This is a genomic window from Sphingomonas sp. VDB2, from assembly GCF_047946695.1.
Lineage (GTDB): Bacteria > Pseudomonadota > Alphaproteobacteria > Sphingomonadales > Sphingomonadaceae > Sphingobium > Sphingobium bisphenolicum.
The window spans coordinates 72,177-84,691 of sequence record NZ_CP159617.1 but is presented as its reverse complement, the minus strand read 5'-3'; the positions used below and the strand labels follow the sequence as shown (position 1 = coordinate 84,691).

12 protein-coding genes are annotated in these 12,515 nt (G+C 63.1%); 4 read left to right on the top strand and 8 right to left on the bottom strand.

Annotated elements, in window-relative coordinates; translation table 11 throughout:
* The first annotated feature begins 7 nt into the window (after window positions 1-7).
* From ABT375_RS22670 to ABT375_RS22655, 4 genes are all read left to right on the top strand, one after another.
* The gene (locus ABT375_RS22670; RefSeq protein ID WP_416465962.1) at window positions 8-772 is read left to right on the top strand and encodes a ParA family protein; all 765 of its coding nucleotides are present in this window, start codon (window positions 8-10) and stop codon (window positions 770-772) included.
* On the top strand, window positions 772-1,707 hold the full coding sequence (locus ABT375_RS22665; RefSeq protein ID WP_416465960.1) for a ParB/RepB/Spo0J family partition protein: 936 nt from the start codon (window positions 772-774) through the stop codon (window positions 1,705-1,707). Before ABT375_RS22670 ends, ABT375_RS22665 begins: the two co-directional genes overlap by 1 nt.
* A gap of 489 nt (window positions 1,708-2,196) precedes the next feature.
* Window positions 2,197-2,544 (top strand): hypothetical protein, encoded by a 348-nt coding sequence (locus ABT375_RS22660; RefSeq protein WP_416465958.1) that lies wholly within the window; start codon window positions 2,197-2,199, stop codon window positions 2,542-2,544.
* Window positions 2,537-3,667 (top strand): relaxase/mobilization nuclease domain-containing protein, encoded by a 1,131-nt coding sequence (locus ABT375_RS22655; protein ID WP_416465956.1) that lies wholly within the window; start codon window positions 2,537-2,539, stop codon window positions 3,665-3,667. Before ABT375_RS22660 ends, ABT375_RS22655 begins: the two co-directional genes overlap by 8 nt.
* Before the next feature lie 31 nt (window positions 3,668-3,698).
* On the opposite strand, the gene ABT375_RS22650 is transcribed toward ABT375_RS22655, so the two are convergent.
* The 8 genes from ABT375_RS22650 to virB11 form a co-directional block, all read right to left on the bottom strand.
* A complete protein-coding gene (locus tag ABT375_RS22650; RefSeq protein ID WP_416465954.1) occupies window positions 3,699-5,465 on the bottom strand; it encodes an ABC-three component system protein in 1,767 nt (588 codons plus the stop codon).
* Window positions 5,462-5,707 (bottom strand): ABC-three component system middle component 6, encoded by a 246-nt coding sequence (locus tag ABT375_RS22645; RefSeq protein ID WP_021243503.1) that lies wholly within the window; start codon window positions 5,705-5,707, stop codon window positions 5,462-5,464. The genes ABT375_RS22650 and ABT375_RS22645 overlap by 4 nt, the downstream gene beginning before the upstream one ends.
* Window positions 5,704-6,612, bottom strand: a complete 909-nt coding sequence (locus ABT375_RS22640) for an ABC-three component system protein (RefSeq protein WP_416465952.1) — start codon at window positions 6,610-6,612, stop codon at window positions 5,704-5,706. The genes ABT375_RS22645 and ABT375_RS22640 overlap by 4 nt, the downstream gene beginning before the upstream one ends.
* Before the next feature lie 94 nt (window positions 6,613-6,706).
* Window positions 6,707-7,597 (bottom strand): nucleotidyl transferase AbiEii/AbiGii toxin family protein, encoded by an 891-nt coding sequence (locus ABT375_RS22635; protein WP_416465950.1) that lies wholly within the window; start codon window positions 7,595-7,597, stop codon window positions 6,707-6,709.
* Window positions 7,540-8,370 (bottom strand): type IV toxin-antitoxin system AbiEi family antitoxin domain-containing protein, encoded by an 831-nt coding sequence (locus ABT375_RS22630; RefSeq protein WP_416465948.1) that lies wholly within the window; start codon window positions 8,368-8,370, stop codon window positions 7,540-7,542. Before ABT375_RS22630 ends, ABT375_RS22635 begins: the two co-directional genes overlap by 58 nt.
* A 212-nt stretch (window positions 8,371-8,582) precedes the next feature.
* A complete protein-coding gene (locus ABT375_RS22625; protein ID WP_416465946.1) occupies window positions 8,583-9,551 on the bottom strand; it encodes an LPD7 domain-containing protein in 969 nt (322 codons plus the stop codon).
* Window positions 9,532-11,490 carry a type IV secretory system conjugative DNA transfer family protein gene (locus ABT375_RS22620; RefSeq protein ID WP_416466068.1) on the bottom strand — a complete coding sequence of 653 codons (1,959 nt, stop codon included), beginning with the start codon at window positions 11,488-11,490 and terminating at the stop codon, window positions 9,532-9,534. Before ABT375_RS22620 ends, ABT375_RS22625 begins: the two co-directional genes overlap by 20 nt.
* 19 nt (window positions 11,491-11,509) lie before the next feature.
* Complete coding sequence (gene virB11, locus ABT375_RS22615) at window positions 11,510-12,514, bottom strand: P-type DNA transfer ATPase VirB11 (RefSeq protein WP_416465945.1); 1,005 nt, start codon at window positions 12,512-12,514, stop codon at window positions 11,510-11,512.
* Between the last annotated feature and the right edge of the window lies 1 nt (window position 12,515).

The following is a 12,515-nucleotide window of genomic DNA, read 5'->3' as shown; positions in this document are numbered from 1 at the left end:
GGCGCCGATGCGAACGATCGTCGTCAGCCTCCTCAAGGGCGGGGTCGGCAAGACCTTTCTCGCAACGCACCTTGCCTGGTATCTTGCCGAGCAAGCCGGCAACCGGGTCGCGTTTCTCGACCTTGATCCGCAGGGCAGTTCCACGCGCCGGCTCGCCAGCGAGCGGACCGGGTGGTTCGCAGCGGACCTGTTCGATCCCGAGGCGCGGCTCGACCTGAGCGATGCGCCAGGCATCACGGTTTTCGCCGCTGATCCGCGCCTGCAGATGGTTAAGGCAGCCGCGGATGTCCGCGACTTCCTCGGCCGGTTTCCCGCACTTGGTGCCCATTTCGATCATATCGTCATCGACACCGGTCCCAAATGGGATGAGCTCACCTTGAGCGCGATGGCGGTGGCCGACGCGGTGATCGCGCCGGTCCAGGTCGCCGAGGATTCGATCGAGTGCGCCAAGATGCTGCTCACCGCGCTCAAAAAAGCGGAAGGGGCGAGAGGCGGGCGTAAGGTCGATTTTCTCGGGCTGTTGCCCTCGATGGTCAATCCGTTCGACCGGCGCGAAATGGACAATGCGGTCAAGCTCGCCCGCGCCGTTGGCGAGAAACTGATGTTTCCTGCCTTCATCAAGGCGCGGCCGACCTACAAGCATTCGGCCGAGCAGCATCATCCGGTCTGGCGCGAAACGGGCAGCGGCACGAGAGCGGCTGCTGACGAAATCCGACCGATCCTGGCCGAGATCGTTCGCCGGATGGATGACCGTCGCCTGAGTGCGGCGTGATGGGCAAGTTCGATCAGCGCGCCGAAGAGTTCGGGCTGCTTGTCGGTCTCCACGACAGCGCGCGGCGCGTCGAGGATCTGCCGCTGGACTGGATCATCGCCGACCCCGAAAACCCGCGCCGCGTGTTCGACGAGACCGAGCTCAAGGATCTTGCCGCTTCGATTGCAGCGCGCGGCGTCCTGCAGCCGATCATCGTCGCCCCGAAAAATGGGGACGGGCTTCACGTCATCCGCGTCGGCGAGCGGCGCTTTCGGGCATCGCGCCTTGCGGGGCGCGAGACTATTCCGGCGATCGTGATGGCGGTGGTGAACCGGGCCGACACGCTCGCCGATCAGATCGTCGAGAATGACCAGCGCGCGGGCCTGACCCCGCATGATCTTGCGACCGGCATCGAACGGATGCTGGCCGCCGGCGTCACCCAGGCGGAGATCGCCCGCGCGCTCGGCCGCTCGAAACAGTTCGTGTCGCTGTATGCCGCCTGTGCCGACATGGCGCCCTGGCTGCGGGCAGCGATCGACCAGATGCCGATCCGGCTGCTCTACGACCTCCACCGGGCTGCCCGAACCCATGGCGACGCGGTGCGCGCCTATGTCGAGCGGCTCGGTGATGAGAGCGTGACCCTGGCCGAGGGCGGCCGGTTCATCGCAGGGCTCAAGGCATCCGAGGCTCCGCCTGATACCGGGTTAAGTGACGTGCCTGCCCTGTCGAATGGGCAGGGCACCGAGCGCGCTTTGCCAAGAAGGTCGGTGCGTGCCGGTGCTGGCCTGCGGTCGATGTTCGGCGCAGAGGTGTCTTTGCCGCCCCGGCCCCTCGATGCGGTTCGGGTGACCCTGGACGGGCGGACAGGACGTTTGATCCTGCCCGAGCGGGTCCGGGTGGTGTTCGACGACGGCGAGGAGATCGAAGCGCCCGTTGCCGATATCGTTATGGGGTAAGCCATCGGCGGGGCGGGACGGGCGCTCACTCATTCACCCCTCACTCCGCGTGGAAACGATCGAGCTTTTCAGACAATTTTGACAGCCGCGCCCCTTCTTCAGGGGCGCGGCTGTCTTCATTTTCGCGGATCGGGCGGATTGGACCGCTCGGAAATATTCTGCTCTTTTGCGATGTCAGATTGGATGAGATACCTGGCTTGAGGACGGGCGGAGTCTGCTTGAGCAGACTATAAGACGAGTGGTTTTAGGTGAGGGCCGGATAGGCTTGGCGCCGTCATTGTTAAACAATAGCAATGGGGTGTGGCGTTTTTTGGTCTCCGTCTGCCCGATGATCTCGCGGCGCGCTTCGATGCTAGGGCGACTGCCGCCGGCGGTCGCTCAGCGCTCCTGCGCAAGCTGATCGACGATGCGCTTGAGAACGCCGGGGACAGGTCGAGCGAGACGGCTTCGCCTCGGACCCGCACGACTGACCGGCTGCAGCTTCGGCTCATGCGCGAGGATATTGAGAGGCTGGATGCGGCCGCCGATGAGCGCGGGCTAAAACGGACCGAATGGCTCGTGATGCTGTTGCGTCGGCGGCTTCATTCACATCCGCTTCCACCGCGCGCCGACCGGGTACAGATCGCGCAGTCCTGGCGCGAGCTCAACCGGATCGGCATCAATCTCAACCAGGCGGTCCATGCCCTTCATGCCGCGACCATGGTGGATTCGCGGCTCGACCTGGGGCGCGAGGCCGCGCGCGTCGCCTCCTTCCGCGACGAGGTGGCCGACCAGCTGCGCGCGCTTGGCCGCGCGCTCAAAGGTGACCTGACCTATTGGGATACGCCCGATGACTGAGGATGATGATGGCGTCCTGCCGCTCCCCAGTCTGATGGAAGCCTGGCGACCGCCGACCGGGGGCAAGCGCAGCCTGCGCGGGGGGACGCTGCGGATCCGCTCGGGCGGCAAGGGCAGGGGCGGAAGCGCCGCTGCGCCGATGTTGTCGCCGGCCGAGGCGCGCGCCAAGCTTGAGCGGATCGTGCGCAAGGCGCCCGAAGTCATGGTCAAGATCTCGGGCAAGCAGCGTGGGGCCACGCACCTCGCCGAACATTTTGGCTATATATCGCGGCACGGGAAGCTCGAGGTTCGCAGCAGCGAAGGCGAGATCATCACCGACGAAAAGCGCCTGAAGGCGATCGCGGCCGATTGGGACATGCTCGATCAGGCGATGAACGCTTTTGGCAAAGAGCGACCGACCTCGATGTCGATGGTGTTGTCGATGCCCGGCGGTACGACCGATGCCGCAACGATCCATGATGCCGTCCAGGCGTTCGCGCGCGTCGAGTTCGAGGGGCAGTTCAGCTATATGGTGGCGCTCCACACCGACACTGCTCACCCTCATGTTCATCTGACCGTCGCGACCCAGGGCGCGGACGGGGCGCGGTTCAATCCGCGCAAGGCCGACCTTCATCATTGGCGCGAAAGCTTCGCCCATGAATTGCGCCAGCGCGGTATCGCCGCCGAAGCGACGCCGCGCCGTGCGCGGGGCCATGTTCAGAAGCGGGTGCGATCGCCGGCACACCATCTGGAGGCAAGGACAGCGGGGCAGGGGAGGGATTTGGATCTCAACCGGCTGATCGAGGAGCGGGCGCAGGCGTTCGCACGGTCACAGAATCCGGAGCGTCGGGTGGAGGACGTGCTGGCGCTCGGCCGCCAGAAGCAGATCCGGGGGGCTTACGCAGAGGCCGCGGCAGCGCTGGCGGCAACCGGGAAGGACGAGGATCGCGCGCTGGCCGAGGATATCGCAGGGTTCGTGGCTGATATGCCGGCGGCGGTGTCTCGGCGATTGGAGCGGGCGAGGGAGATCATGATTGCCGATCGGAGTTCGGCGGCAGCGGACAGCCGCAGCCGTAAATCAGATGCTTTGCCCTCGGCTGAGTCGGACAAAGACAAACGCAAGCCCCCTGATCGCGAGCGCTAAGGACGTGGATAAGTTGGGGTAGGGGCGTACTTCAGTTAAAGCGCAGTCCGAATAGCCCGCCGGTTTCGGTTGCGTCGGTCAGCTTGGTGTCGAGGACATAGGCACTAACATCAAAGCCGTCACGAAAGCCGTCCTTCGGCAAAGCATCCGAATTCATCGTGACGATGTATTGGAATCCGACCGCGGCAGCATGATCGGCGCCGAGCTGCAACGCTTTGGCCACCTGCCGTTCGTCGACCCCGTCAAACAGATGACTGTCGTGAACCAGGAAACCCGGCCCCATGCCCCGGCGGGCGGTGAGTTCGGCCAGCATGAGATCGAAGCAGAATATCTGCATGTTGGTGATGCCCTTGCTGCGCTGGGCATCGATACGAATATCGACCTGGGGACCGTTGGGCGTGGCGCTGACCGTCAGACTCCCGGCTTTCTCGTAAAGCGCGTTGGACAGATCCTCGAACACGAGGATCGCTTCTTCGATGATGCTCTGGCGCTCGTGATGATCGTCCTGAAGCGTCTTCAGGAGCCGGGCGCGCTCAATGTCGAGTTCGGCTTTCGTGCTTTCGATCTGTTCCGCCGTCATGAGGCGTTGTCTCAGTCCCTCGGCGTCCGCCTCCGCGCGACCGGCTTCCTGCTGGAGCGCTGCGTAATGTTCCAACGCGCCGCCGGATTGGAGGATGCCCATCAGCTGCCGACGCCGGCCATCGAGGGTTTCGCGTGCACGATCGCGCGTGCGGATACGATCTTCCGCGGCCTGTACCTCGGACGTCAGATGCGATCGCCGATTTTGCACAATCGCCTGGTGAAACTCTTCCACTTCCTCGAAGCGGCGACCGACCGATCCCGGCAGTACGACACCGGCTTCGCGATAGAGGCGGTCCAGGCTGGTCGTCGCCGGCGGAAGCTCGCTGTCGATCGCCGCGCGCAGCTGTAGGATCAGTTCCCGATCAGCGGTATTGTCGTCGCTGAGTGTCGAAATCTCTCGCGTGATCTGCGAGGCCTCCTGCTCCATTCCCGAGTATTCGGGAACGACATTGAAGGTGTCGAGTTGCTCGCGCATCCTTCTGGCACGGGCTTCGGCGATCGTCATGCGGGTCCGGAGATCAGCCGCCGTGCCGAAATAACGGCCGAGACTGCCGTCCTTTGCCGCCTTGCGCAACTCCGCCATCGCGCGCTCTCGCGTGCGGACCTCCTGAAACTGTTGCGGCACGCTCGCGTCGAGGCCCAGGAGATAACTGATCGCTACCTGCTGATCCCAAGCCTGCTGCATTGAGGATTGCTGTGTGGGCGACACGAACCCGCCGCTATTCTGCCGCCGCACGAAATAGGAGAATAGAGATCGAAAGCTCGGCCGAAAGCGGCCGTTTGCTTCGTCGTCCACATCCGGGTTCAGGCGGAAAAGCAGCGCGCCCAATGCAGCGCGCCAATTTTCGTTGCTGATGACCAGATCGCCGGTCTTGGCTTCGAGAGACGGGGCGATCGGCCAATCGGATGTGTCGCCCTGCAATCGGATGCGGGATGGCTTGGTGCCGGATCGCGCGACATCGACGAGCGTCGGTCCGATATCGACGCGGGCCTCGAAGCTGAAGCCCGCCAGTTCATCGGAGCGGAAAATGCTGTCCTTGTCGGCATTGGCGCCGAACAGGAAGTGGATCAGCTCGACAAGGCTGGTTTTGCCGGCGCCATTGCGGGACTGCCGATCGGTCGCCCCATCGCTCTTGTCAGCGAGCAGGATGTTCAGCCCGGGCCGGAAGGCCAAGCTCTTGAAGCTCGGAAGGTCGCTGGAAAGGCCGTGGATCATGAAACGGTCTTCTGGACCAGACCACGATCGAACTGCACGGCCTTCACGATAAACAGCAGGTCGAGCGCCAGCACGAACCAGTCATAATTGATCGGTGCCGACACCGCCCGATCGCTGCGAGAAATGCGTATCTCATCCCAGAGACGGGAGACGGTCATCGGCTCGCGCAGGCAGCCGAGCACGTCGGCACCAACCGCCAGGAGCGCCCGATCGGGCCGGATATGTTTGGTCGGTAGAATCATATCGCGTCGATTCGAATCGCGTCCTCAAAGATGTCACAACGTTCAAAAAAGTAGGAAAGCACAGCCAGCACCGCGCCCTGGCGCGCTGGTTCTCCCGTCATACCCCCCGCGAAAGCTTGAAGCTCGCCGAAGATATCGTCCGGTGATAGCCCGACCGCCTTCAGGGCCTGATAGCGCACCCGGAACGCTTGTGCGATCTCTTCGCCGAGGTCGGGATCAGGCCAGCCTGCAAAAAAGGCTTCGACCAACTGCTCCCGGCGGCGGCCCTGCCGCAGCAGCCCGGCTGCGTCCTGGGAGAGGGCATTGCGTTCGAGCTTTGCCGCCGATGGCGCCACCAGCGATGGTTCCGCGTCCGGCTCCTGCCGTTGAATTGCCAGCAGCACCGGCCGCAACGCCTCGAAATCGAGCTTCTCCAGCACACGGCCCGATGGAACGGCGCCAAAGAGATCTTCGAGCTGGTGGAGCGCGAGCGACATGGCGATCAGCCGCAATTCCGCTTCGCCGCAGACGGCCAAATCGACGTTCGGATTCGCGGCGTTGAGCGCGGCGAGTTTCTTGACGGCCTCGGCCGGGAGGCCGCGACTGTCGTTATGGACAAACTCCCACCGCAGCATTTTTGTCGTCCAATGGACGAGCGCGCCTGCGAAATCTTCATCGACCTTGGCAAGGAGGGGTTCGAGTTTCATTGCATCGGGCGCATAGCATTGAAACACGGTGCCATCGCTGGCCCGGAAGCCATCGCATTTCAGGTCGCCTTTCGGACCGTAAGGACGGACGGGTTGGAAATCGCCCGGAAAGGCATGCGCCATGATACGGGCGAACAGGGTCTCGAACGCCTTGCCGCGCTCGCGCAGAAAGGCGTTCTCGAACTTGAGCCCATAGGCAAAGCGTTGCGTGTCGTCCAACTCATCCCCCGAACTTGACCACCATAACCTTTGGCAGAATCAGCAAGCAAATCTATTAATTTACGCCCATCGTCGGGGCGGTGAACGGCGCACTCTACTCCGGCAGGTCGGCTTCGCGCAGAACGCGCATAACATCGCGAAACACGCCTTCGAATGGCGGCAGATCGCTCATCTGCTGCTGTAATCGTCCAGTCCAGAGGGTACTCAGACGCTTCTCTTTCGCGGCGATCGCGGCGGTCACGCCATGGGGCGTGCGTTCTCGAAGGGCGAGCTTCTGGGCGAACTCGGCGAGATATTCCGCTGGTCGGATGTCACGCTCCTCGAGCAAATTCCAAAGGTCATAGAGATCGCGCGGCTCGGTGCGCGCCCTGTCCGACAGAGCCGCTAGCTTTTCGACGAAAATCTCTGCCAGGCTATAGGCGAGCACCGTCGGGCCTTCAGGCAGGTCGGCAAATTCCTCGAAAGTCCGCAGGATCGGGCGTTCGGCCAGCGGAAAGCAGAACACCTCATTGATCGTGATATCGACTTTCACGTCGCTGCGCGCGGGTAGGGGGCCTTTGTAGCTCAGATAGAAGGTGTGCGTGTTCTGATGGCCATGCCGGTCCGGCCGATCATAGGCCATGTTGATCCCCGAAGCCGTCTCGACGATGGCGAAGATCTCGTTCAGGCCTGAGAGGATCGCGTCCAGCTCGATCGGCTTGATCAGCGAAAAATCGAGATCCTCGGAGAAGCGGTAATTCTCGAACCAGCAGCGGCGCAAGGCGGTCCCGCCCTTGAAGGCGAGAAATTCGCGCAAAGGATGCTGGGCCAGACCGGTCAGGAACCAGGCCAGGCAATAGTCGCGTTCGATCACCGCCTCGGGCACGCGGCGGCCGCGAGGCTTGAGAAGGCCGTTGGCGATACGGGAGAGATCGCGCTGGGGAATCATCAACTGCTCCGGATTATATCGAGTTCGTCGGGCTCGACGTTGAGTCGGATGCGCCATCGGGCCAGCATTCTGCCCTCATTGGGAAACAGGGGATCGAGGCGCTGATAGGTCGGCGTCAGCTGCGCGCGCAGCGGCTCCAATGTGGCTGCGTCGGCCAGTTCGTATAATTCCAGCAGATAGCCCAGGCGGCGGATCACCGCGCCAACGCCGAGGCGAAGCGCGTATTCGATCATCAGTTCTACCCGCAGCGTGTCGCGCTTCATCCAGAGTCCCTTGGCAACCTCCGTGACACCACCGACATATTGCGGATGGTCGAGACCATCGATGATGGTCCGCTCGGGGTCGCTGACCCTGACCTGCTCTTCGGATGTGATCCAGATCTCGGTCAGACCGAAGAAATCCTGCGGTTTGACGTCGACGAAGCGGAATTCATACCCATGGATGTGCTGCGGGCGCAGCCGTTTGGCGCAGGAGACGATGATCGCCAACTGCGGTTGGGTGACCATGCGGTGCAGCTCGAGGGCGCTGCCGTGGGAGATGAAGTAGTCCGCGTCGCCAACCAGCGTTCTTGCGATGAGGTAAGGATCGCTCACATGCTCGGTGTCGCGGCCCCGCTCGAATGGCACCAGATTGTAGAGCCCGGGCTTTAGGCGTGTGACGATCCCGCGCGCTTCGGTATTCGCGACGAGGCTGCGTGCCGATGATGGGCTCAGACCTGTGATCTCGGTGACGTCCGCGAGCGAAAAAATCGGCTGACGGCGCTCGTTCAGTTCGACGATCAGCTGAGCGGCACGAGGTCCAAGCGTCTTGAGATTATATCCTTCGCGCAATTTGAGCCTCTCTGGGCGATGTATGGCGCGTTCGATATAACGGTGATTATATTTCCTGGCAAGATTGTCGCGCTTTGTGGGACGCTCCGCGCAGACAGTATACATCCGACAGGATTGGGGTTGGGCCGCTCGCAGTTTAGCAATCATGATACATGCTCGGCACAGGCGAACAAACGTGGCGGTTCTTAAACCAGGAGCCGATCGATCCCCGGTCACCGAGACCGGCTGCGTTCCTGGGGCTTGGGCTCGCGACCTGGACGAGGGATGGGGGGAGTGGCGGGGTCACGGCCGCGGACGATATCCTGCCTGACGTTGGTGGAGGCATCCTTGACCATTGCCGGCCGGATGTTCCGTCCCGCCGCAATATGCGCATCGAGCTGCGTGCGGGCGACTGTCATCACCCGCGCGACCGCTTCGGGATTGTCGAACAATGTCCGTCGGATCACCGCTTCCATCACGCGCATCTGACTATCGGCCGCACGATCATTCGGCGTGTTGCCACGATCGCCGCGCCGGGCATCCGGTCGTTCCAAACCATTGCCATCGCTCTGCCGACTCGTCCCGGATGACTCGCGGACAGCATCGAGATCACGGGCTGCTGCCATGGGCGCAATCGAATTTCGGCTCGTCTCCCCGCGGAGCCGGTCGAGCTCCTGGAGATCGCGATCGTTGGGTTTGTAACCACGTACCTCGAGCCCCTTTTGACTGGCCTCGATCCAGACCGATCGCCGAAATTCTTCCGATCCCGTGACGTGAATCCGATCCCAATTGCGGTGTTGTGCGATCGCCACCAGATCCTTGACGACTTCCTGGCTCTCCGTCGCCGTGACCAGGCGCCGGCCCTGATCGCGAAACGCGGGATCCTTCGCTTGCGCCGTCGTGAAAAAGGCGGGTTCGCCCGACCATTTCGCCTTGTCGGCATAATAGCGCTTCCGCACGCTGTCCGGCACATCGCCCGCCTCGAGGGAATGCACCTTGGGGGCGCTTCGCGACGCACCAGCGGCGCGGACACGATCAGGCGATTCAGTGGGACCATCCTTCGCTCCCCCAGGCGAGGACTTTTCCGGCGGAGCCGACCCAGGCGCCTGCGCCTTGCCCCGTTCGGCGGCGTCAATGCCAACGCTGTTGGCAATAGTCCGCGCCGTACCCGATTGCTTGCGATCACTCTCTGCCATGGTCATGCCTCTCGGTCACAAATGCTGGAGATTGGGCGCCGGCGCCCACGGGCTCAAGAACGGCCCGGGCCGTCATCGCCGTGACAAAGGCGATAGCGGCTTGTTCGTCGCCGGGGGGTGGCAGATCCACCATGTCGCCGAGCACCAACATGTCATCGGTGATTTCGGCAAAGCCCGACAGTTCGTCATCGGTCAACGCGCGCGCGCTGGGTTGTGCCTGCTCCGTTGCCGCAGTCTCTGGATCGTCGTTCAACAGAGCAGCCCGCTTCGCGCTAAGGGCCTGCGCTAACGGATCACTGCTGCTCGCCCCGCCTGCCAATTTGGCGGCGGACGACACGGCGTTGATCGCGATCGGGCGGGGCGCGACCTTGGGCGGGTCACTGATGCGGCTCGTGAAGCGCTTCGAGCGGAAATACTCGATCTTGCGGCCCCTGACCGGCGGAATGCCACCGCGCATCAGCAGTAGGTCTCCCTTGGGCATCTGCATCAGTTCCTGGGGCATCATCAGCGCGCGCCGCTGGTCCGATTCCGACACGCTGCGGTTGGCGAGCAGGCCATGGATCGTCCGGCTCTTCGATTTGACGTTCATCGTGAAAAAACCGAGCCGCTCGGACAGTTCGTTGGCGACCTTCAGCTCCTTGGGTGTGAAAACGATCTCCAGACCGCAGTTGGCGATGATCTCGTCGGTGACGTCCACGCCATAGATACCGCGGGGCTGGGACCGGCTCTGGATCACTGGCAACAGGCGAAGCCCGTAGCCTGCAACGTAGGAAAAAGCCGACGCGATGACCGGTGCCTTGCCGAGGCGGGCGAACTCATCGAGCAAAATGAGCACCGGCACGCGGCCACCATTTTCAGGCAGTTCCCGCGTATTGAGATCGATCAGCTGTTGGAGGAAGAGGTTATAGACGGGCGCGATCCGGTCGATATTGTCGGGCGACACGCCAAGATAGATCGATATCCGCTCGCGGCGGATCTGGCGCAGATCGAAATCGGTCTCCGACGTCGCGGCATCGACATAGGGGTTGAGCCAGAGATTGAGCTTCGAGGTGATCGTCTGCTTGATGCCGGAAAATGTGTTGTCGGACGCGGAGGTGAAGTCGCTCAGCGCCGAGACACAGGCCTGGCTCAGCCGCTGGCCGCGGCGCTGGGCCTCTTCGACGACCTTCGGAAGTTCGACCTTCGGGTCGCCCGTCGTCAGTCGCCGATAGATTTCGCCAATCGTGAAGGGGAGGGCGGGATTGGCCGCGACAAGGGCGCCGACGCCGACAAAGGCGGCGCGCGCCGCTTCCGCCCAGAACGGATCAGCCTTTTCCGGGGCCGGAAATAGCATGCCGCCGATCTTCTGGAGCTCATTGATCACATCGGTGTCGTCGAGCCGGTCGATGAAACTCAAGGGATTGTAGCGGGCGCTTCGCCCTTCGGGATCGAGCGGATCGAACAGATAGACCGACTGGCCATGGCGCGCGCGAAAACCAGCGGTGATGTCCCAATTCTCGCGCTTCACATCGAGCACCACCACCGAGTCCGCCCAACTCAGAAGATTGGGGATCACCACGCCGACGCCCTTTCCGGCGCGCGTCGGCGCCTCGAGCAAGACATGTTCGGTGCCGCCGAAAACGAGATAGCGCCCGCCTTTCTGCCCGACGATGATCCCACTGTTGCTGCGCAGATGTTCGCGCCGAATTTCGCGTTCACGCGCGAACCGCGCCTCGCCATGAAGCGTGCGTCCTCGTTTCAGGACGATGAGCAGGATGACGAAAGCGATGGCGCCGCTGACGAACGCACCGCGCTCCAGCCACAGATGCAGAAGCGGATCGTCGCGGTAATACCAGAGCCATGCGGGTATCGCCGAGATCTGCATGCGCGGGCCGATCTGGTTGAGGCCGACCAGTGCGACCAGCACCGCGCACAAGGCACATGCCAAGAAGGTTGCCGCGAGCATCCCCGCGACGATCGCGACCTTAGTGAGCGGTCGCGCGTCCGACAGGCGGGTCAAAATACACCTCCTCGACTTCGAATTTTCCGGCGCGCTTGCGGGTCTGGACGACGACGTCGACCAGCATGTGCAGCAGTCCACGGATATCGTCGCGGGCCAGATCGCGCCCGCCTTCGGACTCCTTCACCAGCAAGGTGAGCTGCTCGAAAGCGCCCATCGCTGAACCGGCATGGACGGTCGTGATCGAGCCAGGGTGGCCCGAGTTCACGTTGCGCAGATAGAAAAAGGCAGTGCCGTCGCGCAGCTCCTGCAGGAGGATGCGATCGGGCCGCATGCGCAGCGCACTTTCGAGCAGCTGCTTGGGGCCGACCTTTGCCAAGCCCTGTCGCTCGCTCGAATAGACCATATGCACGACATTGCGATGCTCGACGACGAGCTCGCGCGTATCCTCGATCGTGAGCAGCCGCTCGTCGGGCGGGATCAACTGGATCAGCGCCTTGGCGAAGGTGGTCTTGCCCGAGCCGGTCGCGCCGCTCACCAGGATGTTCTTGCGGGCCGCAACGGCGGTCCTAAAGAAGGCTGGCCAGTCGCCGGCGTCGCGCTGCGCAACCAATTGGGCATCGACCTCGCCAAGCCCAAGCGCCGCTGAACGGGTTCCCTTGAACAGGCCGGTCTGCGCGAGCTGATCGATCGCGAGGTTGACCCGGGACGGCTTACGCACCGTGAAGGATGGTGCGCCGCTCGGCGTCACCGAAGGTATGACGATCTGGCACCGCTCTCCGCCCGGCAGGATGGTCGAGCAGATCGGGGTCTCGGCATTAACGTCCTGCCGGGTGAAGCTTGCGGCCGCGACGGCCAGCGTCGCCAGCCAGTCGCTGTCGAGTTCGGCGACGCTATGCCAATGCCAACCGCGATGATCCTCGATACCAACTTCGCCGGGCTTGTTGATCACCAGCTCGGTGACCTCGACCGGCTCCAGCAGCGGCAGGATCGGCGCGAGATAATGGCGCAGGACGGCGGTATCGCTCATC